This window comes from Sphingomonas sp. Leaf25, from assembly GCF_001421635.1.
Lineage (GTDB): Bacteria > Pseudomonadota > Alphaproteobacteria > Sphingomonadales > Sphingomonadaceae > Sphingomonas.
In genome coordinates, this window is the sequence record NZ_LMKU01000005.1 from 4,217 (window position 1) to 28,227 (window position 24,011).

Here is a 24,011-nt window from a genome sequence, read left to right on the forward strand (position 1 = left end):
GGCGAGCGCGGCCACGGGTCTATCCCCGCGCATGCGGGGGAGCCACGGCGTTCAACGATCTATGCGCCCCACGCTACGGTCTATCCCCGCGCATGCGGGGGAGCCGCTTATCGACACGGCCACCTACGGCCAAGTGACGGTCTATCCCCGCGCATGCGGGGGAGCCGAAGCCATCTGGCGCGCCGTCTCGGCGCGTCGGGGTCTATCCCCGCGCATGCGGGGGAGCCAGGTTCGACAGGAAGGTCGTGCGGTCCGGCATGGGTCTATCCCCGCGCATGCGGGGGAGCCAGAGCTTGTCGGCCGATGACCCGTACCGATCTGGGTCTATCCCCGCGCATGCGGGGGAGCCCGCCGTAAGGGGTCGGTCAAGAGAAAGGCGATGGGTCTATCCCCGCGCATGCGGGGGAGCCAAGGATGCGAACCGCTCTTTCCGGTAGATCAGGGGTCTATCCCCGCGCATGCGGGGGAGCCACAAGGGCTTCGCGGTATCCGACGCCGGCGGGGGGTCTATCCCCGCGCATGCGGGGGAGCCCTCAAGGCCTTCCACGAATATGCCAAGACGATGGGTCTATCCCCGCGCATGCGGGGGAGCCGGCTTGGTGGGCCACGCTCGACGGGGTCGACAGGGTCTATCCCCGCGCATGCGGGGGAGCCCGCTGGCGTTCCTCCAACATGGACAGGATGAAAGGTCTATCCCCGCGCATGCGGGGGAGCCGTCTCGCCCATCTGGGTCGCGAACGTGGCGAGGGGTCTATCCCCGCGCATGCGGGGGAGCCATCGTCTCGCGACCGGGCGCAACCCGCGCGCCGGGTCTATCCCCGCGCATGCGGGGGAGCCAGGATCGGACCGCCACTGCCGTTCATCACCACGGGTCTATCCCCGCGCATGCGGGGGAGCCAACTGGTGGTCGCGCAGCAGATAGTGAAGGTCGGGTCTATCCCCGCGCATGCGGGGGAGCCGCTTTTGACTGCAAAGCCAGCGGCCAGAACGGGGGTCTATCCCCGCGCATGCGGGGGAGCCGGTGTAGCGATCTCGTAATCGCCGGCGAATGTGGGTCTATCCCCGCGCATGCGGGGGAGCCAGCGCCCATCGGTGCATGGGGAAGCCGAAGGGGGGTCTATCCCCGCGCATGCGGGGGAGCCAAGTGCCGATCCCCGCTAAGTCGTTGACGTTCGGGTCTATCCCCGCGCATGCGGGGGAGCCGAGCGCAAGGGCGGCAAGACCGATGCCGAGAAGGGTCTATCCCCGCGCATGCGGGGGAGCCGATCTCAATGCGCTCCGACAAGGTCGTGTTGCCGGTCTATCCCCGCGCATGCGGGGGAGCCGTCGGAGTATCGCGACCGGCACAACAAACCGCGGGTCTATCCCCGCGCATGCGGGGGAGCCAGCGGCAGTCGGCCTATGCGCGCGCCGGGGCCGGGTCTATCCCCGCGCATGCGGGGGAGCCTGGCTGATTGATCAATACGAGCGCAGCGCCGAGGGTCTATCCCCGCGCATGCGGGGGAGCCCGCCGGACCTATCGGGCTACGCTGCTGATCCGGGGTCTATCCCCGCGCATGCGGGGGAGCCGCCGGCCGGTTGCATTTGCCGCTCGACAGGACGGGTCTATCCCCGCGCATGCGGGGGAGCCATTAATGGGCGGGCGACCGCGAGGCGCAGGTGGGGTCTATCCCCGCGCATGCGGGGGAGCCACCCGGGTCCCAGAACCAAGGCATGAAGATTGCGGTCTATCCCCGCGCATGCGGGGGAGCCTCTTTCATTGCGAGCGCCAAACGGATGTGCCGGGGTCTATCCCCGCGCATGCGGGGGAGCCAAGAAGCAATGCTCAATCCCGATGCCGGCGCGGGGTCTATCCCCGCGCATGCGGGGGAGCCGTACCGGTAGCGGGGTTCGCGTTTGTCCGGTCGGGTCTATCCCCGCGCATGCGGGGGAGCCTTGATGATCGCACCCTCGACCGTGGGCACGAAGGGTCTATCCCCGCGCATGCGGGGGAGCCCGATGCACAGAACGGCATCAATCTGGTGAAGGGGGTCTATCCCCGCGCATGCGGGGGAGCCCAAAGAAAGATTTGTCTACAGATTGCCCCATACGGTCTATCCCCGCGCATGCGGGGGAGCCGTCGACGGGTACGTTTCCGAGCGCGACTATCCGGGTCTATCCCCGCGCATGCGGGGGAGCCGCTAAGCAGTGCCCGGTAGAGGTCGACGCACTGGGTCTATCCCCGCGCATGCGGGGGAGCCTTCAGACTATGGTTACAGGGTGAGCGGGTGAAGGGTCTATCCCCGCGCATGCGGGGGAGCCGTGTTGATTGCTGGCGTGCCTGCGAACAGGTGGGGTCTATCCCCGCGCATGCGGGGGAGCCGACCGATGCGGTAGTGCCGATCGCCATCGCCAGGGTCTATCCCCGCGCATGCGGGGGAGCCACCTACGACTATCGTGGTACGCTCGTTCCGATGGGTCTATCCCCGCGCATGCGGGGGAGCCGTCGCCGATCCTCGCCCGCAGCATTTCAAAGGGGGTCTATCCCCGCGCATGCGGGGGAGCCTCTGCCACCTAACTGGCTGTTCTCTCTCACAATGTCAAAGATCCATTCAATCCTCCGTTCGGGCGGGGAGGGCGCGGCGGACCAGGAGGATGCCGTCGTGCGCCGTCACATCCTTGGGCGGTTCGCCCAGCGTTGCAAGCCCCAGACCGCCGGCGGCGGCGGATTCGGCCCAGCACATCACGATGCTGCCGCGGCGCAGGCGGCCATGCCATTCCTCGACCACAGCCCAGATCCGGCCGCGAACGCCAGCACTCATCCGGGGCTGGGCATAGACACCGGGGGCCAGTTCAAGCATCGCCGAGCCGAGGAACCCGCGGTAGCGATCCTCGACATCGCGGGTGATGACGACGGTAAGCGGCATAGCCATCAGGCCACGCCCGCCGGGGGCGCCGGGGGTGGCGTTTCGCCCGGCAGCAGCAGCGTCTTGATCCGGTCGATCATGCCGGGGATGACAGCACGCTGGCGGAACAGCAATGCCGAGCGTTTGCGCACCAGACGTTCAATCGGGGCGGCACCCCGGGCGCGCGCCTCGCGGACGGCGCCGAAAGCGATGTCGAGCAGCACGTCGTGGCGATAGAGATCGGCGATGTCGAGGACGAAGCTCTGGCCCGAATCCTCATGGACGAAGCCCAGTTGCGGGATCGCCCCGGTCGCCGCCACCGCGACGCAGGCGGCGGCGGTCATCGCCGATCCGGCATGGTTGATCGCCTGATTGGCAAGATCGCCGGCCTCGGGGTTCTCGCGGTCGTAGCGTCGCCCGTTCCACACAATGCCATGGCGTTCGGCCGCGAGCGCATAGGCCCGCTTGATCCGCGCGCCCTCCTGTCCGCGCAGCACGGCGATCTCGCGCGTCCGCACGATCTCGCCGAAGCGCATCGCGTACATCGCGCGTGCGGTTTCCATACGCAACTTGGGGTCGGCCCAGCGCGTCACCTGCGCCCGCGCCAGCGCCGAACTGTCAGGCATCAGCGGCGGCGCGGTATAGAAGCGCACCGCCCCGTCGCCGATCGCCGCCAGCGCGCAGCCGTGACGCGCGAGCAGGCGCAGCGCATCATGGGTGACGCTCGATCCGGGGCCGAGCAGCACGATCGAGATGGCATGATAGGGGATCTGATAGTCGCCGGCCGCCATCTGCCCGCCGCCGGCGGTCACGAAGCGCAGGCAGCCGTTCTCGACCTCCAACCGCCCGCGATCGAGCCAGACCAGCCCCTGACGGTCAGCATGCGGGATGCGGGCTTTCTCGAGGCCCAGTCGGCCGGAGAGCATCTACCCGTTCCGCCCCGGCGGCCGCAGCAGCAGCATGCCGAAGCCGAACGCGGCATGCCGGCCGACGCCGCGTGCCAGCAGCGCGGCGAACCGGTCGGGGTCGGTCACGCGCAACGTACCCGCGAGGAGGGCATCCGGCCCCTCCACCGGCCAAGTGCGCGCCGGCTTGCCGGGGGTGGCATGGATGCTGCGCCGGGTGCGCTGGCGTAGCGCCATGCGCAGGTCGACCGTCTCGACCTCGACGATCCCGTCGAGCCGGGTGAGCAGCCAGTCGCGATAGACGTGTTCGCGGTGGACGGTCTTGCTGTCGCCACCTGCCGCGACCACCCGTTCGCAGGCCGCGACATAGGCGTCGATCTCGCTCGCGCTACGTTGCCACGCGTCCTGCCGCCCGGCCCGTTCGGCGCGCTTCTTCTTGCCGAAACGGACGACCGGGCGGGCGCGAACCTCGAAATCATAGCGGCTGCCGGCGCGCCACGTCGCCGGCATTTCCTGAACATCGGGCGGTGTGGGAAAGACCGAGCGCAGCAGATCGTCGGCGGAGGGAAGGGCCGCCGCATCATCAAGCGCCGACCGGTCGGCAACATAGCCCAGCAGATGCGGACCGCGCGGATGTTCGGCGAAATAGCGGAACGGTTGCGGGGCGGCGCTGCTGAACCGGTTGCGAAGCGCATGGTGCAAGGCATAGCCGCCGTCATCGTCGGCCAGCCGCCGCTCGGCGGCGTAGACGGCGAGCGGATGCCGGTCGATCGCCAGCCGGACGAGATGCAGCGTCATGCGGTCGTCTCCGGCCATGCGATCGATCCGCGCATCACCCGGCGCAGTCCGGCATGGACCCCGGCCGGCCAGTGGCGTTCGTCGGTCAGTTCCTCTTCCTCCGCACCCGCCACGTCCACTGCTTCGCCGATCGGCCATTGCGCGGGCAGGGTGGCGGCCGCGTTGAAGCCCGTCGGCAAGTCCTTGAGCAGCGCTAGCCCGTCTACCAGCGCGGCGGGGATCGTCGCCGCGTCGACGATGTCCAGCACCAGAGGTCGTGACGGCACGAATGGCTTGCGGCCGATGAACAGCGGGCGTTCCGGCCGGTCTAGCGCTGCCCCCAGCGTGTCGAGGTCGGGCGCGACCTCCGCCGGGGTCAGCCGGAAAGCGATCAGGACGCGGGCATCGGCATCCATGTCGCGATAGCGGATGTGCGGCGCGTTATAGGTCGCCGCACCGCCCGCACGTCCCTCCACCCGGCCGCGCGTCGTCCAGCCACGATCGTTCGCGCCCAGTTGCGCGGTCTGAAACTCGCGCAGCCGTTGTCCGGCGAGAACCCGCACCGACCCCATCACGATCCGCTCCTGCAAAGCGGCATGCGCCGCCGCATCATGCCGTTCCCAGCCGAGCGCGTTGGCGAGCAGTCCGGCCAGCATCGATTTGGCGGGAAAATCGCGCACCACCCCGTACGCATCAACCAGATCGCCGCCGAAACTCATCAGCGGCGCGTCGAGATCGAGAAGCAGATGCCTCACGCTCCGGCGCCCTACAACGTTGCCGTGCGCACGACATGACCGGCCCAGTCGGCCAGTTCGCGCAGGCTGTGGTTGGGCACGCCGTCGAGGACGAGATCAGGCATGGCGGCCTGATGGCGTTCCTCACCGGTTTCGTACATCTTGTCGAGCGCGGCGAGCCAGTCGGCCATCTTGCCGGCGGTCCGCATGCCGAGCGAGGCATTGCTGTTCTTCTCGACCAGCGGCACCGCGTCGCGAAAGGCGTTGGCCAGCGTGCGCGGCTGGCGATCACCCGCCTCGATCAGCACCAGTTCCGCCCGGCTATAGGGCGCGGTCGATCCCTTCTTCGCGCCCGGCGTCACTTCGGCGATCAGATAGACGAGGTGCTCGATGACCTGCGCGGCAAGATCACGGTCATGATCGCCGGCCCAGTCGCTACGCGCACAACCGGTCAGGTTCGATACCAGCAGCGGTACGTCGACCACGACATAGCCATAGTAGAGGCCCGACGTCAGTTGCGTGTCGAAGACACCGGCGGCACCGGCGTCACTCTCTTCCTGGCGCAAATCATCGACGACCGTGAAATAATCGAGTTCAGACTGTTCCTGATGGACGGTGAAGGCGTGGGCGACATGGATCGCGGCGTCACGGTTCGCGCGCGCATCGCTCGTTACCATCCGGCCGAACAGTGCCGCTTCAAGGCTTGATGCCAGTGCGTTCTGTTCACGCAACTGCTTCAGATTGCCTTTTTGGTCGCGTTCCTTCGCCCATGTCTCAACCAGCGTTTTGGCCTCTTTCGGATCGTCGGTTTCGCTGGCGAAGCGTTCCGCCTGCGACTTCAGATACGCCAGTTCGGCGGGGCCGAGCAGCAGCGCCTGCCGTTCGCGGACGCTGGCCGACGTGCCATCGTACAACTTGGCCCTGTCGCCATAGATCGTTTTCAGGATCGCCAGTTCGATCGCGTCGACCAAATCTTTCTTGGGGTGCGTTTGTCGCAAACCGTCCGTCACCCGCTGTTCGATCGCGAACTTGCTGCGAACGCCGTCCGCGCCATGTGCCTTTGCCAGCTTGTCGATCGCATGCTGGTCATCGGCGGTCCGCCAGTGCCGCTTGAGACATTGCGACGAAATTCGCGTCCGCGTCGCATTGCCGAACGGCAATTGCTTGGCCAGACCGGCATCGTCGCGGTTGAGCAGCGCGCCGGGCCATGCAGCAAGGAAATGGATTTGCAGGAATTTTGGCAGCATGTCGCTGTTCGTCATGGGATCCCCGTCGTGAATCATGGTTTGGCGATGTAGAAATTATGCGCGATTGCGATGCGGGCGGCCTCGGCACTCTTCGCATCGCCGCTCAGGAGGTGGTACAATCTCCAAAGATTGACCTGACGTTCGCCTTTCTGCGCCAATATCCGGGCAACGCGCCGAACTTGGTCGTCGAGTGCTTCGCCACGCACACTCAGCAGCCGTAACAGCCGAACTTCGGGATAATCGAGCGTCCCTAATATCGTGCCCAGACACTTTTTATCTTTGTGAACAAAAGGCAAGTTCGGTCCTGCCTCGCCCGTTCCAACGAGCATGGCGGCGAAATGCGTTATCATTCGCCAGCGATCGAAGTCGTGTTCCCGCTTGTATAATGGAACATTCGCCTTGGTAATGAAGGCGATGATAGTGCCATCGGCTTTGAACGACTTGGTCAGTGGTATCCGTCGCAGGCTGGCTCGCTGGCCGGTCGAACTGTACTGCAATTGCCACGACAGGCATTCCATCCAGTCGTTGACGTTTACCGAACTGCTTCGCTGGGTAGCAACGGTGGTTGCGCTACTTGCCATGTTCCGCTTTCTTTATCCACGGGTCCATTTTATCGTCGAACTTTATTCGAGCTTTGGGGCGGGCTCGCAGCAGGCGCATTTCGCCAAGTGGTCCGGCATCGGCCGCGCGGTCCAGTTCGGCACCTGCCATCAGGCGCAACCGCTTGCGCCATTCCTGGAGATGGTTGCCCGGGTCGTTTACCACTTCGGCCCAGAAATCCTTGTCAAAGAACACCTGGTCGACGCAGGCGTCGAACCGTTCGACGTAGCGGTCGGTTTTCTTCCGCCCCGAACTGTCGTCAAGGCGCGGTTCGTCTGGCCCGCCCTGAACCAACACCAGCAAAGCGTCGCGCAGAAATTTAGCAGCCATTCCGGCCTGAACCGCGCGTTCTTCCGCTACCTTGCCGACGCGGTCGAGCGGGTCCTCGCTGAAACCGTCCCATTCGCCCATCCGGCTGGTGCGTACCGGGCGGCGGTGCAGTCCTTCGGTCTTGCCCTGTCCGCGCACCAGTGCGGCGGCGAGGATGGTGAGGCCCGCGGGATCGTCGCCGTCGTAGAGATTGGCGAGCAACGGACGGGTGATCTTCTTGTCGTCGAGCAGATGCGTGATCTGACGATAGCCGAAGCCGGCGCTGCTAGGGGTATGACTGGATGACCGGTCAACCTTGATCGGCGCCCAGGGATCGTCGGTGACGCCCTTCGAATCGCCGGGGGCGATCCGCGCGACCTTCGATCCAGCGGCCAGTCCCTCGACCCCATTTAACGGCGTGTGGGTCAGGCGGATGCGACGGCAAATCTCGACGTACAGTTCGTCGAGGTCGGGTAAGCGTAGCGACAGCGTCCCGTCCCACGGCACGGTCCAGAGCAGCGCGGTGCCCTGTCGACGTTGGGGACGGGCGCGGCCATGCTGCACTAGCCGCACCACATCGCGCCAGAACGCCGCCGCCGCGCCACCGTTGCCCGGCCGGATGCCCAGTGTCATCCGCGTGGCAAATCCACCATTCATCCGCGAGATGCCGAAATTTCCCGCCCCCAGATACCCCTCGGTCGTCTGGAGCGTGACCAAGGCGAAGAGCCAGTCCTCCTCGCTCGCGATGGCGATGCGTTCCTGCTTCACGTCGTGGTTGCGCGAGGTGACGAGCATGTCGAGCGCGTCGGGCGTGCGCAGCGGGCTCTTGTAGTCGGCGCGATTGGCCGGGATCACGACCGGCGGCTGGAGAAGCGCGGGTCTGGTCCAGTCCTCGACGACCAGCGACCATGGCTCGCCGTCGGGATACGCCGGGGTCAGCGCGAGCAGCAGCTCCCGCCATGTGCTTTCGTCGTGCGGCGGTTCGTCGGTTCCGGCCTTCAGCAAGGCGAGCGCTGCGACCTGTACGGTGAAACTGTGCCATGGTTCGCGCTGATGCGGGCGCAGCGCGGGGAAACTCCATGCCTCGCCGCGCGACAATGCCGCGAATGCGGCGAACAGCGAGCCACGATGCACCGCTCCGTCGCCGTCACGCCAACCGATCATGCGTTCTCCCCCCGTTCACGCCAAGCTGCCGGGAAGCACCGCGCGGCGCAAGCCGAAATTTGCCAACAGGAACAGCATGAAAACTGGCGCTAAACCGCCGCCCGGCCATGATTGCGACGCTCCTCATCCGGTGGCCTGCCCGAACAGCGCAGCGCCGTGATCGAGCACGGTCGCCGTGGCGAGCGTGCGGTCGAGATAGAGGTTGCGCGCCTCGCAGCTCGTCTCGGCGACCAGCAGGCAACTGTGGCAGGCGGCACCGCTCAGCGCGCGTTCGTCCATGTGGGAATCGGGATCATGTTCGGTGCAGATCGGATCGCCCGAACACAGCGCCAGCCGGTCGAGCGCGCGTTCGATGATCGCGCCCAGCCGGGGGACGACGGCGGTGAGGCCACCCAGCGTGCCGCCCGCGCCGGTGCTGGCAGTATAGAGCAGCAGCCCGTACCGCTCGCCATCGGGGTCGAGCAGCGCGTAGAGCCGTTCCTTGAGCGAGGTCGCGGGATAGCCGCATTCGAGCGCGATCTCGTTGAGCAGGGCATGTGACAGGCTATGGATCGCGTAATAGGCCAGCGTCGGGAAGCGCAGCCGGTCGCCGCCGATCTGCCCGTCGCGCCAGCGGTCCCAGCCGCGATAGAGCAGGTCGTGCCGCCGTGCGACTTCGGGGCGGCTCAGCCAGTCGCGCATCACCGCCGGGTCGAAGCGCAAGAAAATGCCTTCGCCAAGTTGCTCGACCGCCGGCAGCCACTCGAGATGATCGGCTAGCGCCGCGCCCTCGACCGCGAGATAGAGTTCCTCCAGATCGCCGTCGATCGCGGTCGGGGCCGCTTCGAACCGAGTGAAGCCATAGAGGCAGGAAACCTCGCGCAACCGGTGGACCGACACCACCGAGGCGATCGGGGTAAGGCGCGCGCGGTTGCCGTCCCATGCCTCGCGCGCCAGCGTCCGCGCGTGCAGCCGCGCCTCGGCGTTGTCGGAGCCGATCTCGGCCAGTCCGCTGGCCAGCAGGTCGAACTCAGCGACCTTGGGGGCCTTGTCCAGATTCTGCTGGCCGGTCGCGCGAAGCTGGCCGATGCGCCCGACGATCTCCGCGTCGCTCCAGCCGGCGAGCGCGGCACCGACGGCGGGGTTGGCGCGGCGGGCGATGGCCATCTCCGCCGTCCGCTCGACCCAGCCGATCGCGTCCATGTGCTGCTCGATCAGCCGGGTCAGTTCGTCCTCGGCGGCGGGCAGCGAGATGACGGTCAGCACCTGCGGGAAATAGGAATTGGTCGCGGTGCGGGTGAGAAAGCGCAGATCCTCGCTGCATCCGCCCGGTTCGTCGGTCCGCAACCATGGGCGGCGTCCTCGGCACGGGCCGAACCGGCCTTTCGTCTGCGCATCGCGCAACGACAGCGCCGCGCCGCAATCGCAGACGATCCGCGTCGCCGCCGGGCTGCCCGATGTGCCCTGTTCCTCCAGCCACAGCGGCTGCGCGCACCGATCGGGCGACCCGATATGGACCGCGAAGGTCCAGTCGATGTCCTGCAAATGCCCCTTGCGGCAGCCGGCGACGAAGCGGATCGGCGTCACCGCCTTGCGCCGGCCGTCGTCGTCGACGAAATCGGCACGGCCGCGCGGATTGAGGTCGCGCCAGCGCACCAGCCGGCGGCGGCGGACGTCGCCGACCACCTCGGCATTGCGCGCGACGAACCATGCCGGAAAGATGCGCGCCTCGATTCCCGGCGGATCGGCCCGGCCGCTCGCCCCTTCGTCCTGCGCGGGCGGGGTGCGCAGCGACAGGCGAACGCCGTCGTCGAGCCGCCCGCCGGCGCGCAGCAGCGTTTCCAGCACCGCGACCGCGCGCGGTTCGTGGATCGGCCGCCAACTGCCGCGCTCGCGCATGTGCCACAGGTCCAGCCCGCCGATAATGACCGAGCGGGTCGGCAGGTCGACCATGGCGCCGGGACCGAAACCGGTGATGAGCTGCGACTGGCGCAGCGTCGGGCGGTGTCCGCTCATGTCATGTCTCCGGCGCCGCTGACCGTCTCGCCGGTCGGTCCACGGGGTTTGACGAGGACGCCCGGCTCGACGTCGCGCATGCTCCACCCGGCCTGAAACCGGCGGTGCGCGGGGTCGAGGTTGGGCAATGCCGGGTCGAGCGGGGGGTGGAGCAGCCGCTGCGGCCGGGTGTCGTAGGTGAAGCCCGCGCCGGTCGCGATCTGGGCATCGGCGATGGCGGTCCAGTCGCTCAGCAGACCTTCGATCGTCGCCGCCAGTCGCGCTTTGCCTCCGGCAATATCGGCGGGTGCGCGATCGACCAGATGGCGGAGGACGGCGGCCCGGACGGCGGGCGCGTTCGCCAGCACGTCGACCGCATCGGACGGGGTCAGCGCCGGATCGAGATGGCGGGCGATCGCCACCACGACGGCGGCCAGCGACCGGTCGAGCGCGCGGGCGGACCATGGCGTCACGCTGGTCGCCTCCACCGCGCGGTAGAAGGTGGCGTGAAAATGGCCGAACTGTTCGAAGTGCATCCGATCGCGCGGCTTGTGGACGTTCAGCACCGCCACGACCAGCCCCGGCCGGGCGGGATTGCGCCCGACGCGGCTGGTCGCCTGGATATATTCCGCCGCCGTCTTGGGCTGCCCCTGCACCAGCATCAGTCCCAGCCGGTCGATGTCGAGGCCGACCGAGATCATGTTGGTCGCCAGCGCGACGTCGACCGGCGCTTCGCCGGCCGGATCGGGCAGGAACAACGTTTCGAGCCGGCGCTTGGCTGCCGCCACCTGATCGGTCGACACGCGCGACGTCAGCTCGACCGGCTCGCCCAGCAGGCGGTTGCCGAACGGGCGGTCGACCGGCTCGATTCGGCGGCGGCGGTCGCCGTAATCGAGCAGGCGGGTCGCCACCTCGTCCTCGACGATCCGCCGCGCGCCGCCCAGTTCGCGCAGCGCGTTGAAATAACACAGCGCGGTGCGATAGGCATCGGCGTCGCCGCCCTCGTCGGCAAGGCCCTGCGCCGCGCCGAGCAGCGTGACGAGCGCTTGTAGGAACACCAGCTTCGGTCCGCGCCCCGCCGCGGCGATGCCGACATACCAGCGTGCCGGATCGGCATCGCTTTCGGGCCGGGTTTGCGCGAAAAAGCTGTCGCGGCGATCGACGCCGGGGGCGGGAAAGATGCGCGTGTCGTGCCGGTCGAACAGTGCGCGGATCTGGTCGCTCGCGCGGCGGACCGTCGCGGTCGAGGCGACGATCTTCGGCCGCACCCGCCGTCCGCCGACGTCGCGAGTTGCCAGCGCGTCGATCGCGGCTTCGTACAGCCCGGCGACGGTGCCGAGCGGACCGGAGATCAGATGCAGCTCGTCCTGGATCACCAGATCGGGTGGCGCGAGCGGATGATCGCCGAGCGTGCGGCCATGCCCCGGTTCGGCCGCGCCATAGAAGCCGGTATCGTCGTGCCGGTCGACATGGCCGAAGAACGCCCCCGCCGGCCCGTTCCATGGCAGCGCGGCGAATTTGTCGACCGTCGCGATCAGGAAGGCGGGCAGGCGGCGATAGATCGCCTCGTCGACCGTCACCACCGGCAGTGCGCGGTCGCCGGTGAACGGGCAGGCGAGGTTCACGCAGCGCAGTTCGAGGTTGGTCGGCGCGTCGGCATTGGGTACGCAGCGAAAGCTCTGCGGGGTGAACGCCGTGTCGCACCACGGGCAGGTCTTGATCGGCGCGGGCGCGCGCGTGTCGCGACCGCTGGTATAGGCGCGGACGCGGCGGACGGCGGTGCCGTCGCTGCGGTCGCCGCGTCGCCCCAGCCGGTTGGGGCTGGCGTCCGATCCCACCCACAGCCCGATCTCGATCGGCCAGTCGCCAAGCAGGGGACGACCCCGATCGTCGCGATAGGCATCGCCGGTGCGCAACAGCTCCAGCGCGCAGACGACGCCGGCCGCGCGTCCCAACTGGTCGAGCGTCAGCAGCCGCAGCGTATAGCGCATGATGACCGCGACCCCGGCCCCGAGGACGCCGTCCGCACCCAGCCGGCGCAGCGCGATGGTGAAGGCGGCGAGGCCGAGATAGGCTTCGGTCTTGCCGCCGCCGGTCGGGAAGAACAACAGGTCGGCGGTTTCGCGATCGTCATGGCCGCGATCGACCAGCCCGGCGAGGTTCAGCAGCAGGAAGGCGAGCTGGAACGGCCGCCACGCCGGTGCGCTGTCCTGCGGCCGGCGCGCGCGGGCGGCATCGGCGATGGCGCGGTTCGCGATCTCGAACGCGGTGCGCGCGCGTTCGTCTTGGGCAAGTAGCGCGATGCCCGCCGCGATCCGGTCGCAGGCCACCCGTTGCGCCGCCAGCAGCGTGGCGGCGGTGCGGGTGCGTTGCGGTGCGCCGACGATCGCCGGATCGCTCGCCGCCATCGCCTCCTGCGCGAGCGACCATGCGCGATAGGCGGGGATGAGCGGGGCGAGCGCGTCGGCAAGTGCCGTGCCATCGGTTCGCGCGAGGTCGGCCAGCCGGTCCATGGCGAAGGTCACGTCGGCGACCGGGGCCGCAACGGTACGCTCCACCGCCGCGCGCGGCAGATGGGTGGTATGGATGCACCGGACTTGCCCGTCGCCCCCGACGACATGGCCGGTCGAACAGCCGAGGCCGGCGGAATAGGCGGCGCTGTCGCGGTAATGCAGGTCCGCCAACTGGTCGTCCCAGTCGTCGCGGGCGATGCGCGACAGGTCGTGCTGCGCCACGAAGCCCCCGGCGCAGGTCACGTCGAGTTGCACCTGATAGGCATAGGCGAGGTCGCGGTAGTGCGACGCCGGTTCCAGCCGCTTGTTGATGAGAAAGACCGTCACGACCTGCACCGCGCGCGTGGCACCGGTGGCGAGGTTGAGGCGGAACGGCCGCGTCCGCACCGCCAGTTCGAGCGCGCCACCGGGCCGCGCGGTCGCCGCCGAGCCGGGCAGGGGGTGATGCACGATCCCCGCCGCCGCGTCGGGCAACGCGATGGTGATCGTCGCGTCGCGGGGCACGCGCCGCCAACTGATCGGCTGGCCCCTGGGCTCGCCGCCGCTTTCCAGCATTTCGAACGGCACCGGTGGTTCGGGGACATAGTCGCCCCAGCGCACGGTCACGTCGATCGTCGTTGCCGCCGCATCGACCATCGTCGACAGGCCGATGCTGCTGGGCAGGAACCGTCGCCGGGTGGCCGGCGGATCGGGCTCGTCATGGTCGCCGGCGGCACCGCCGGCACCGAACCCCTCGGTGTCGGGGATGAAGCTGTCGACCTCGTCCTCCTGCGCTTCGCCGGCGAGGTCGCCCAGCACGGTCAGTTCGCCCGACGGCGCGATGAAGCCGGCGAGATACCAGCGCGACGGGCTCTCGCCCGGCGGCAGCCGTTCGGTCGCGAGATCGGCGTCGGCGGGGTCGGACGGGCCGATCAGATTGCGGCGCAGGCGATCGACGATCGCGCTGCGAACCCCGGCGGCGGTCATGGCAGCCTCCCTTGCATCGCGCGTTCTCCGTTGAGTTTCAGCAACCGCGCCAGCACCTCGTCGCGGAACGCGGCCGGCCAGAACAGCCGGTTCTGATAGCGATGATCGTCCTCGCTCCCGGCGGTCAGGAACACCGGCGCGACGGCATCGGCCAAGTCGTCCCAGCCATAGGCGACGAGGACCGCGCGATCCATCGCATGGTGCAGTTCGCGCAGGCGGACGATGTCGGCGGCGGTATCGCCCGGCCGGTGGAAGCGGTTGTAGGTCGGCGTCATGCCCTGATCGCGGGCGATCATCAGCGCGGCGCGATGGTCGTGATAGGCTTGGCCGGCGGTTTCCAGCGACACGTTGCTGGCGTAGTCGGTCGGGAAGGGGAAGGTTTCGAAACAGTCGGATGGTGTGTAGCGAACGTCGTCTTTCATTGAGGACGCAAAGAACCGCGTCCAAACCTCGTGAACCCGGCATTGCAGCACCGCGAACGCCGACAGCGTCGGGAGCGCGAAGACGGCGGCGGTGTGGGAGAACACGACATTCCCGGGACGCCGCGCGAAACAGACATGCGGCGTCGCGCCACAGTTGATGACCAGCACCTGATCGAACGGTGCGATCGTGCGGTACAACTCGCCGCGACCCCGCAGGAATCGCCACCATATCCGCTGGCCATTGGGGTCGCCCTGCGAAAGCCGGTCGGGTTTTACCCGTCGTTCGACGATAGCGAGCAGGTCCGGCCAATCCGCCGCGACCGGTCCGGCGTATTGCGGCGACACGATGCCATGGCGCAGGCGATCGGCACGCTCGGCGTCCGAAAGACCGCTCCAGACAAGGTCGCTTTCGCGTCTGAGCGGCCAGTCGGCGAAATCGATGGTATGGCGATGGTGGGCATGGGTCGGAGAATTATTGATCTCCTCGCCGCCGAGATAGGGTTTGATGACCGCCCTGTTTCGCGGATCGGCGGACAATAGTCGTTGCATTTCGGCGAGTGGCGATGCCTTGCCTTTGGCAGCGTTTACATCGTCAAAGGTAAAACCCATGCCGAGTAGGAGCGATCCGATGAAGGACCCCGCCGCATTCTCCGCCAACCGGGCCGGCGATCCGTCGAGATCGCCTTCCATCAGATAGGCCGAAATCCGCCGCACCGGGCGATCGTCGAGCATCGCGGGTCCGCTCGCCGCCCCCTTCACCACGAAGACCTGCGCCACCACGACGGCGGCGTCGCCTTCCCATTGATACCGGCTGACCGCGCGGTAGATCGTGCCGCCGTCCTGCACGATCCGGTGCAGCCCGGTTTCGCGGGTATCGCCCTGACGGATGGTGTTGGTCGCGATCAGGCCGAACGCGCCGCCCCGCCGCAGCAGCGCGAACGCGCGGCGAAAGAAGTGCGCCGCCAGATCGGCATTGCCGTGCGCGCCGGGGTGCAGCGTCTTGAGCCAGTCGGGATAGGCGCGGGCGTGGCCGGCGGCGATGGTGTTCTTGCCGGCGAACGGCGGGTTGCCGATGATCGCGTCGAACCCCGGATCGGGCCGGGTGAACACATCCTCGAATTCCAGTTCCCAATGGAAGCTGGCGATCCCGATCGGCGATGCCTGCAACCGATCGCGCAACGCCTCCAGCGCGGCCCAGCTTTGCTCGCTCGGTGCCAATACCAGTTGCTGCACCTCCGCCAGCCGCACGTCGCGATCGCGCGCGCCGGTGCCCTCGAAGAACGACTGGAGGATCGCGTCGGCAACCAGATGCGCACGCTTCAACGCGGTTCCGGCGGCGCGGTGACGCGCTTCCTGCACGTCATAGGCGGCGACCTCCGCCTCGGTGCGGACCAGCCGGCGCAGTTCGGCCGCCGCATCGATCCCATCGCGCACGATCGCCTCAACGAAGCTGTGCTGGCCCGACACCTTGCCCCAGGTGACGGCGACGATCTTGGGGTTGGGCAGCCCGACCAGACTGTCGCCGGCGCGCAGCACATTGTCTAGGAACGTGAATTCATGGTTGCTCGCCAGCGTCTCCAGCCACAGCGACAGCTTGGCGAGATCGATCGCCAGCGGATTGCGGTCGACGCCGCGCAGGCAGTGTTGCGCGACCAGCCGCTTCGCATGGAGCAGTTCGTCCTCGTCGGCGGGGATCGTTGGCCGCTGCACCGGCCAGCGCGCCCACGCATCGACCAGCCGCTGGCCGAGCTGCCGGCACGCCTCGACCAGAAACGCGCCCGACCCGGCGGCGGGATCGCAGACCTTCAGGTCGAGGACCTCCGACGGGCGCGCATCGGGGCCGATCCGGTCGAAGGCGGGTCGCAGCGCATGGGCGACGATCGGCCCGGTCAGCGAACGCGGGGTATAATGGCTACCGGTCCGTCGGCGTTCGTCGGTGGGTTGCAGGATCGGGGTGCCGGCCGCGACCGGGCTGCCGCGCGGCGACGCGCGCGGATCGACGACGGGGGCGAGCGTCGCGACCAGCGCGGCGACGTCGACCGCCTGTCGCAGCCCCTTCGCGACGGCGGCAGGAAAATTGCCGCGCCCGGTCGCCTCCTTCAGCCACTTCTCGCGCTCGCCGCTACGAACTGCGGCGAGCGCGGCGAGATCGACCCACACCGGCACCCGGTTGGTCTTTCCGGCCCGGATCGCCAGCATCGCGCCGCTCGCCGCCTCGACGGTGAAGCCCATCACCGTTTCATAGACCGACCCGATCTGTTCGACGCTGAGCGAGCGATAGGCGACCCGTTCGCCACCCAGCAGCAGCAGTCCGTCGAGCACGCGCAGGATGCAGCCGTCGCCGACTGGCAACACCCGCGCCGGATCGTCGGCATCACCCCGCCCGAGCAGGAACGGAAACGCCGCCTCGCGGAACAGCTTGCCGCCGCGCGCCTGCATGAAGCTCGAGGGGTGGCCGCGCTCGACCAGCCGGAACAGTGCCAGCAACCGCCCCCATGCCCCGCGCCGCTCGTCCATGCCATCGGGATGACGCGCGGCATCGTCGCGCAGATGCAGGTGCAGCGCACCCAGCGAATAGCCGCGTTCGTAGAGCATCGCCGCCGCCGCGCCGCTGGCCGAGGGCATCAGGGCGCGATCCTCGGCATAGAGGATGAAGATCAGCCGCAACAGGACGGTCAGCAGCCCTTCGTATAGATGCTGCGGGTCGTGCGCGGCCAGCCGGCGAACCGGTTCGGGCGACGCCGCATCGATGCCGCGCAACAGTTCGTGCAGGCTGGCGAGCACCTGTCCCGCCAGCCGGATCGACACATCGGCCTGCGCGGCACGGCTTTCGGCGAGCAACGCGGGCAGCCGGTGCGACGGCGGTCCGGTGAACAGCGCATGGGCATCGAGCAACAATTTCAGCCCGCCTAGCATCGCCCGCCCCGACACCTCGGCCAGCGGTGCCAGTGGCCATGTCATATGCCCCGACACGTCGCCGCGCGGCGCGACGACGAGGCGCAGGACCGCTTCCTGCGCCGGTCCTTCCTTCCGCCCGGTCGGCCGCGCGCCGATCAGCACGCCCGCCGGGACGCCGGTTTCGCGCAGCAGGCGTTCGAAGCGCTGATGGGCGGTTGCCGCCCAACCGTCCAGCATGCCCCGCCGGTCAAGATCGACGTCATCGCCCTCGATCCGTACGAGCAACTGCACCAACCCGTCGGCGGCGAACACCGCCCAGTCCGGTTCGAGAAGCGTCGCGCCATCATCGAGCGAGCAGCGTAGCCCATCGGGCAGCGCCGGTCCGCCCGGCGATCCCGCCACTCGTTCGGCCGGCCAGCCCAGCACGTCACGAAAGAACGTCCATTGGTCCGCGCTCGCCAGCGCTCGCGTTACGACCGCGCCGTCCTCCGGCCCTTGCGGTGCCGGCCATGCCCCGATCCGGGCGAGCGCTGCGGATGCGACGACCAGCCCGGTCGGCTGGAGATAGCCGATCCAGTCGTGCGCGTCGGTGGGCGATGGCCGGCTCATTCGCCGTTCCAGCCGGGGGGATGGAGATAGACCAGCCCGATCGGCTCCAGCCGGCTCGCGCGCACCTTGGCCGCCGCGCGCAGCCGTTCGGGTTCGCGGACCAGTTCGTCGTCGAGCCGCGTCGCCGCGCGGTCCCACGACCGGCGGTCGGCGGTACGCTGTCGTGCCTCGGCGGGGTCGAGCAGCAGCGCGAACTGGCGATCGTCGCTGCCGCGTTCACGGCGGATGCGATCGATCCGCTGTTGCAGCAGTGCGTGGAGCGTATCGGCCTCACCGGCGGCGCGGCGGTCGAGTTCGGCGGCGACGCGCGCCTGCCGCACCGCTGCCCGTTCGGCAAGGACCGGGCGGAGATCGGCGACGTCGACGGCGGCCTGCGCGGTGATCGCCGCGGCGACGTCGGGCGTGGCCATCCGCGCCTCGCCCAGCGCCGCGATCAGCCCGTCGAGCACGCGCCCCTCCGCCTCGCCCCCTTCGGCCAGTGCCCGGAGCGACCCGTCGCGCGGGGCGGGCCGCCAGTCGGCGACGACGCTCATCACCTCCTCGTGCAGCCGGGCCGCGCGTTCACCGAACAACGCCAGCCGTCCGATCAGCACGACACGCGGGCGCGGCACGCTGGCGGTTTCGATGACGCAGGCCCGCTCCAGTCCCTGCTGGAACCCCGCCGACAGGAACTGGCCGAGCAACCGGCGGACGAGGCGGTGTTCCAGATGTACCTGCACCACATCGCCGGCATCGCGCCCGTCGGGCAGGATCGCGGGGGCGAAGCTGACGCGCCGGACCTGCGCATCGGCGCTGGCACGCCATTCCCCCGGCCGTTCGCCGGGGCGGGGGCCACGGGCGCGCAGTTCGTCGAACAGCGGTTGCCAGCCGGAATCGCTCGCAAAGGCCGGATCCAGCCGGAATACCGGCGTTTCCCCGATCCGTTCACCATCGCTCCAGCCGCCACCCGACCGTTCGAGCGCCAGCGCCACGACCGATCGCAGGTCGTCGGGTTCGACGCCGACCCGGCGGCGCGCGCGTTCGAGTGCGACGGCAAGCTCGGCCTGCTCGCGTTTCAGCCGGGCGCGGCGGGCGGCGTCGCCATCGTCGAGATCGCGGACCGCCGCACGGACCCGTTCGTCGGCTTCCTCGTCGCGGATGCGGGTAGCAAGCTCGATCGCCGCCGCGCGGGCAATCCCGCTGCCCAGCCGATCGGCGATCCGTGCGCCCAGCACCTGACCCGCCGAGCCCAGTTGGCGACGGATCAGCTCGGTCTTGCGGACCAGCGCGTCGAGCACGACGTCCTCTGGTCGGTCGGCATAGACGAAATAGCGGCAGGTGACGGTCGGGCTGGGTTGCAGCTTGCGGTCGATCCGTCCGTTGCGCTGTTCCAGCCGGGCGGGGTTCCACGGCAGGTCGACATGGATCAGGTCGTGGCACTGTGCCTGAAGGTTGATCCCCTCGCGCGCGGCATCGGTGCAGATCAGGATGCGCAGCGGATCGTCAGGGTCATTGAACGCCCGCTTGATCGCCTCGCGCCGCTCGGTCGAGGTGATGCCGGTGAAGCTGGCGATGCGCGACGCCTCATGGCCGTCGGACGAATCGAGCAGCACCCCCAACTGCCGTTCGAGCCAGCGGCGGGTATCCTCATATTCGGTGAACAGGATCAGCCGCCGGTCGCGCCACCGCCCATCCCCGTCGAGCAGATGCGCGGCGGCCCAGTCGAGCAGCCAGCGCACCCGGGCATCGGGCTGGCCGCGCACGCTGTCGGCCAGGTCGAGCATCTCGGCGGCATATGCCCGCTCGGCCAGCAGATGGGCATGGGACGCACCGCCGATACCCGCCAGCGTCGCCGCCTCGGCCTGATCGGCGGCAACGCTGTCGAGCCGGTCGAGCAGTGCCGCTTCCTGATCGGCGCGTTCGGGGGCCTCGATCTCGACATCGTCGGGCATGGCGGGTGCCGGCGCCGGCCCGGCGATCGCCCGGTCGAGTGTCGCGAGATGCACCCGCAGCGTCCGTGCGAAGGCCGGGATCGACGACAGCAACCGCTGTTGCAGGCCGACGAACGCGAGGCGCGCCCGCGCCGCCGCCGGCCCCTTGAGCGCGCCGATCCGCCGCTCGCGCACCTCGCGATAGTCGGCGAGCATCCCCGCCAGGCGAAGTTCGGGCGCGTCGGCGGACAGCCCGGTCAGGACGACCGGTTCGACGACTCGTTCGGGAAATGCCTCGCCCAATGCGCGCAGGTCGCTTTTCAACCGGCGAACCATGACCGGTTCGAGATCGGCAGGGCGCACCGGCACCCCGCGCGTGAAGCGCTGCGGATCGAGCAGTTCGAGCAATGTCGCGAAGCTGTTGGCGTGGCCGTTGTGCGGCGTGGCCGACAGGAACAGCCGATGTTCGAACCGGTCCGACAGGTCGCGCAGCGCGCGGGTGAACTGGCTTTCGATCGCATAGCGGCCCCCGCCCGAGGGCGCGGCATGATGCGCTTCGTCGAGGATCAGCAGCGACCGCGCGCGAAAATCCTCCAGCACGTCGCGCAGGCCCGCGACATAGGCTTCGTCGGTCAGCAACCGGTGCGACAGGATGAAGCGCGATCCGGTGGCCCATGGGTTCGCGCCATATCCCCGGCGGCGGCGCAGCGTTTCGAGATGCTGGCGATCGACGATATCGAACGCGAGGCCGAACTTCGTCTGCAATTCCTCGCGCCACTGGCCGGTCATCGCCGCCGGGGCGACCACGACCGCATAGTCGACCCGTCGCCGCAACAGCAGTTCGCGCAGGATCAGCCCGGCCTCCACCGTCTTGCCCAGCCCGACGTCGTCGGCGATCAGCAGGTTGACGCGCGGCAGGCGCAGCGCCTTGCGCAGCGGCAGCAACTGATAGGGGTCGAGCCGGATGCCGGCGCGAAACGGCGCCTGGAACAGATCGCGTTCGGCGGCGGTCGCGGTGCGCCAGCGGACGGTGCGCAGATAGGCGGCGAACAACCGGGCGTCGCCGCCGCCGTTGGCCAGCGTGTCCCACGCCTCCTCGTCGCGCAGCCGGGGATCGATCTCGGCGCTCCACAGGACGCGGGCTTCCTCGCCGCCGGCGTCGTCGTCGACGCAGGCGAGATGATGGCCGTCATACGGGCCATCCGGTTCGCCTTCGACCAGCCAGAGCCGGCCGCGCAGCGACACGAACTGTCCGATCGACGGACCCGATCCGCCCGTTCCGCCCCGTCGTTGCGCCGCATCCATCGGACCGTTTCCCCTCCCGGACAGGCATGGTGCGGGGGTGGGGGGAGGGGGACAACGCAGACTGGGTCCGTTACCGATCGTTCGGCCCGCCGCTGGCGGAAATACCGCCATTATGGATATGAATGGCGCGGCGACACCGACCGGCGATGGATATGCCGACGGTACGGAAACGGGGAGAAAGCAAGTGGACGTCATGCGACCATGGGCGAAGCTTGAGCGGGACGAGGACGACCGTATCGTCGCGGCGCTGCCGCTCACCGACCATTGCCTCGACGTGGCGGCGGCGTTCCTCGCGCTGCTCCCGGCGTGGCGGCCCGCGCTGGAAGCGGCGGCGGGCAGGCGGCTGACCGAGCTGGACGTCATCCGCCTCGCGGTGCTGGTAGCATTGCATGACATCGGCAAGGTGAACTGGGGCTTCCAGGCACGCTCGACCCCCGGCCAGCCGCCGATCGGCCATACCGCGCAGGTGGCGGGGCTGCTGCTGCACACTGAATTAGGCCAAGGTGAAGCGGCGACGACGATCAAGGCGCTGCTCCGATCGTGGAACGCGGCCGATCTGTTCGTGGCGGCGCTGGCGCATCACGGCCGGCCGATCGAGGCGTTCTGTAAGCATGCAAGTGTCGACTCTCGGGTCGGCTTGGTCGATTATTGGCATTCCGACGCCGGCTATGATCCGATCGCGGAGCTGCTGGACGTCCTTGCCGCCATTCGCGACCGCTACCCGCAGGCATGGGCGGAAGGCCCGCCGCTTCCCGCCGCGCCGCAATTCACCGCACTGTTCGCCGGGCTGGTGACGCTGGCCGACTGGGTCGGATCGGACGCGCGCCGGTTTCCGGTCGGCGCGCCGCACGGGGCCGAACGCGAAGCGCTGCGCCGGACCTCGGCGCAGGCGGCGGTCGCGACGCGCGGCATGACCCCACGGCCGACGCCCGAAGCCGACTTCGCCCAAGCGTTCGGGAATGACCCCTATGACTTCCAGCACGCCGCAGCCGCCGACGATCTCGGCCCGATCGCCCTGATCGAAGCCGAAACCGGGTCGGGCAAGACCGAGGCGGCGCTGTGGCGCTGGCTCGCACTGCGTCGGCGGGGCCTTGTCGACGGGCTGTATTTCGCGCTGCCGACGCGGTCCGCGGCAGTGCAGTTGCACGATCGGGTCGACCGGATGTTGCAGCGGGTGTGGGGCGATGGCGCGCCCGAAGCGGTGCTGGCGGTGCCCGGCTATCTGCGCTCGGGCGATACCGAGGGGCAGCCGCTGCCCGATTTCGCCGTCCGCTGGGACAGGGGCGAACCCGATGCGGAGGTGGATGCGCGTTGGGCGGCGGAACGATCCGACCGGTATCTCGCGGCGCGGGTGGCGGTCGGCACGATCGATCAGGCGTTGTTCGGCGCGATCCCGATCCGCCACGCACTCTTCCGCGCCAGCGCGCTGTCACGCAGCCTGCTGGTCGTGGACGAGGTCCATGCGTCGGACGCTTATATGACCGGCCTGCTCAAGCAACTGCTGGCCAATCATCGCGCGGCGGGCGGTCATGCGCTGCTCCTGTCGGCCACGCTCGGCGGAACGGCGCGCGCCGACCTGTTGAACCCGGCCGGCCCCAAGCCGACGCTGGCCGAGGCCGAAGCGGCCCCCTATCCCGCGCTGACCGGTGGCGACGGCGTTCCGCGCGCGGTGCGGACCGGCGGGCGAACGAAGCAGGTCGGCATCACGACGGTCGGCTGGATCGACGATGTGGAAGCCATCGCCGCCGCCGCGATCGACGCGGCGCGTGCCGGGGCATCGGTGCTGGTCATCCGCAACACCGTCAATGATGCGGTACAGGTCGCGGAGGCGGTCGCAGCGCGTGCCGGCGATCTCGCCTTTGCGGTGGGCGACGTCGCCACGGTCCATCACGGCCGGTTCGCGCCCGACGATCGCCGCAAGCTCGATCGCGCGGTGGAGGCGGCTTTCGGAAAGGGGCGCGCGGCCAGGGGGCGGATACTGGTCGGGACGCAGACGCTCGAACAGTCGCTCGACATCGACGCCGATTATCTCATCACCGATCTCGCGCCGATGGACGTGCTGCTCCAGCGGATCGGCCGTCTCCATCGCCACGACCGCAACGATCGCGGAGCCTTTGATGCGGCGCGTGTTCTGGTCCTGCGGCCGGCCGATCGCGACTTGACGCCGATGCTGCTGCGGGGCGGCAATCCGGTCTATCGCAACGTCGTCGTGCTGGAGACGACGCTCGCCCTGATCGAAGCGAATCCGCACATCGCGATACCGCACGACAACCGCCGGCTGGTGGAGCATGCGCTGCACCCGGACGCCATCGACGCGACTGCGCGAGCAAACACCTGGCAGAACCATGCCAACGAGGAGGCCAGTCGCAAACATGCGGAGGCCAAAACAGCCGAGGCGCTGGCGATCGATCTGACGCGGGACTATCGCCTGCTGAGCTTCGCCCCCGATGTGGAGGTCGCGGTCGCCACCCGCCTCGGTGGGCGCGACCTGATCGTCGATCTTCCCGAAGGTCTTGCCGGACCGTTCGGCGGGTCGGTCGCACGGCTCAAAATCCCCGACTGGATGGCGAAGGGGATGAAGCCCGACAGCCCGGTCACGATCGTCGACACCGCCAGCTTCACCCTCGGCGAGCGCCGCTACCGCTACGATCGATGGGGATTGCGTGCGGACTAGCATCACAGTTTTATTCTGAATCAATGGGTCACCATGACGAGGAGGTCGTGGTGACAGGAGCATCGATCGAGGCGACGCTGGAGCTTTGGGCATCATCGCTGCGCGAGGTAAAAGTGCGG

Annotated in this window: 12 protein-coding genes and 1 CRISPR repeat array; of the genes, 1 reads left to right on the forward strand and 11 read right to left on the reverse strand. The window is 68.8% G+C overall.

Annotation, left to right across the window (positions count from 1 at the left end; all coding sequences use genetic code 11):
* The first annotated feature begins 15 nt into the window (after positions 1–15).
* Positions 16–2,545: direct repeats of the CRISPR family, unit length 29 nt; unit sequence GGGTCTATCCCCGCGCATGCGGGGGAGCC.
* A gap of 46 nt (positions 2,546–2,591) precedes the next feature.
* The 11 genes from cas2e to drmD form a co-directional block, all read right to left on the reverse strand.
* Complete coding sequence (gene cas2e / locus ASE78_RS02675) at positions 2,592–2,912, reverse strand: type I-E CRISPR-associated endoribonuclease Cas2e (protein WP_200910982.1); 321 nt, start codon at positions 2,910–2,912, stop codon at positions 2,592–2,594.
* The gene (cas1e, locus tag ASE78_RS02680) at positions 2,912–3,811 is read right to left on the reverse strand and encodes a type I-E CRISPR-associated endonuclease Cas1e (RefSeq protein WP_056492919.1); all 900 of its coding nucleotides are present in this window, start codon (positions 3,809–3,811) and stop codon (positions 2,912–2,914) included. Before cas1e ends, cas2e begins: the two co-directional genes overlap by 1 nt.
* Complete coding sequence (locus ASE78_RS02685; protein WP_162236454.1) at positions 3,812–4,588, reverse strand: type I-E CRISPR-associated protein Cas6/Cse3/CasE; 777 nt, start codon at positions 4,586–4,588, stop codon at positions 3,812–3,814.
* A complete protein-coding gene (cas5e, locus tag ASE78_RS02690; protein WP_200910983.1) occupies positions 4,585–5,322 on the reverse strand; it encodes a type I-E CRISPR-associated protein Cas5/CasD in 738 nt (245 codons plus the stop codon). The genes ASE78_RS02685 and cas5e overlap by 4 nt, the downstream gene beginning before the upstream one ends.
* 11 nt (positions 5,323–5,333) lie before the next feature.
* Positions 5,334–6,563, reverse strand: a complete 1,230-nt coding sequence (gene cas7e / locus ASE78_RS02695; RefSeq protein ID WP_056492925.1) for a type I-E CRISPR-associated protein Cas7/Cse4/CasC — start codon at positions 6,561–6,563, stop codon at positions 5,334–5,336.
* 17 nt (positions 6,564–6,580) lie between these two features.
* Positions 6,581–7,129 carry a hypothetical protein gene (locus ASE78_RS18495; protein ID WP_156351256.1) on the reverse strand — a complete coding sequence of 183 codons (549 nt, stop codon included), beginning with the start codon at positions 7,127–7,129 and terminating at the stop codon, positions 6,581–6,583.
* Positions 7,119–8,621, reverse strand: a complete 1,503-nt coding sequence (locus ASE78_RS02700; protein ID WP_056492928.1) for a hypothetical protein — start codon at positions 8,619–8,621, stop codon at positions 7,119–7,121. The genes ASE78_RS18495 and ASE78_RS02700 overlap by 11 nt, the downstream gene beginning before the upstream one ends.
* A 123-nt stretch (positions 8,622–8,744) precedes the next feature.
* Positions 8,745–10,616 (reverse strand): DUF1998 domain-containing protein, encoded by a 1,872-nt coding sequence (drmB, locus tag ASE78_RS02705; RefSeq protein WP_056492931.1) that lies wholly within the window; start codon positions 10,614–10,616, stop codon positions 8,745–8,747.
* Positions 10,613–14,074: a DISARM system helicase DrmA gene (gene drmA / locus ASE78_RS02710; RefSeq protein WP_056492933.1), complete on the reverse strand. Its 3,462-nt coding sequence runs from the start codon at positions 14,072–14,074 to the stop codon at positions 10,613–10,615. The genes drmB and drmA overlap by 4 nt, the downstream gene beginning before the upstream one ends.
* Complete coding sequence (locus tag ASE78_RS02715; protein WP_082466964.1) at positions 14,071–18,003, reverse strand: Eco57I restriction-modification methylase domain-containing protein; 3,933 nt, start codon at positions 18,001–18,003, stop codon at positions 14,071–14,073. The genes drmA and ASE78_RS02715 overlap by 4 nt, the downstream gene beginning before the upstream one ends.
* Positions 18,000–21,218 carry a DISARM system SNF2-like helicase DrmD gene (gene drmD / locus ASE78_RS02720; RefSeq protein WP_056492936.1) on the reverse strand — a complete coding sequence of 1,073 codons (3,219 nt, stop codon included), beginning with the start codon at positions 21,216–21,218 and terminating at the stop codon, positions 18,000–18,002. Before drmD ends, ASE78_RS02715 begins: the two co-directional genes overlap by 4 nt.
* Positions 21,219–21,411: 193 nt before the next feature.
* Between drmD and cas3 the strand changes: the two genes are divergently transcribed.
* Positions 21,412–23,892, forward strand: a complete 2,481-nt coding sequence (cas3, locus tag ASE78_RS02725; protein ID WP_235514855.1) for a CRISPR-associated helicase Cas3' — start codon at positions 21,412–21,414, stop codon at positions 23,890–23,892.
* The last annotated feature ends 119 nt before the right edge of the window (positions 23,893–24,011 follow it).

Excerpts from the sequence above, each read along its gene's own strand:
- cas2e (WP_200910982.1), bottom strand. The coding sequence starts at position 2,912 with ATGGCTATGCCGCTTACCGTCGTCATCACCCGCGATGTCGAGGATCGC.
- cas1e (WP_056492919.1), bottom strand. The coding sequence starts at position 3,811 with ATGCTCTCCGGCCGACTGGGCCTCGAGAAAGCCCGCATCCCGCATGCT.
- ASE78_RS02685 (WP_162236454.1), bottom strand. The coding sequence starts at position 4,588 with ATGACGCTGCATCTCGTCCGGCTGGCGATCGACCGGCATCCGCTCGCC.
- cas7e (WP_056492925.1), bottom strand. The coding sequence starts at position 6,563 with ATGACGAACAGCGACATGCTGCCAAAATTCCTGCAAATCCATTTCCTT.
- ASE78_RS18495 (WP_156351256.1), bottom strand. The coding sequence starts at position 7,129 with ATGGCAAGTAGCGCAACCACCGTTGCTACCCAGCGAAGCAGTTCGGTA.
- ASE78_RS02700 (WP_056492928.1), bottom strand. The coding sequence starts at position 8,621 with ATGATCGGTTGGCGTGACGGCGACGGAGCGGTGCATCGTGGCTCGCTG.
- drmB (WP_056492931.1), bottom strand. The coding sequence starts at position 10,616 with ATGAGCGGACACCGCCCGACGCTGCGCCAGTCGCAGCTCATCACCGGT.
- drmA (WP_056492933.1), bottom strand. The coding sequence starts at position 14,074 with ATGACCGCCGCCGGGGTTCGCAGCGCGATCGTCGATCGCCTGCGCCGC.
- ASE78_RS02715 (WP_082466964.1), bottom strand. The coding sequence starts at position 18,003 with ATGAGCCGGCCATCGCCCACCGACGCGCACGACTGGATCGGCTATCTC.
- drmD (WP_056492936.1), bottom strand. The coding sequence starts at position 21,218 with ATGGATGCGGCGCAACGACGGGGCGGAACGGGCGGATCGGGTCCGTCG.
- cas3 (WP_235514855.1), top strand. The coding sequence starts at position 21,412 with ATGCGACCATGGGCGAAGCTTGAGCGGGACGAGGACGACCGTATCGTC.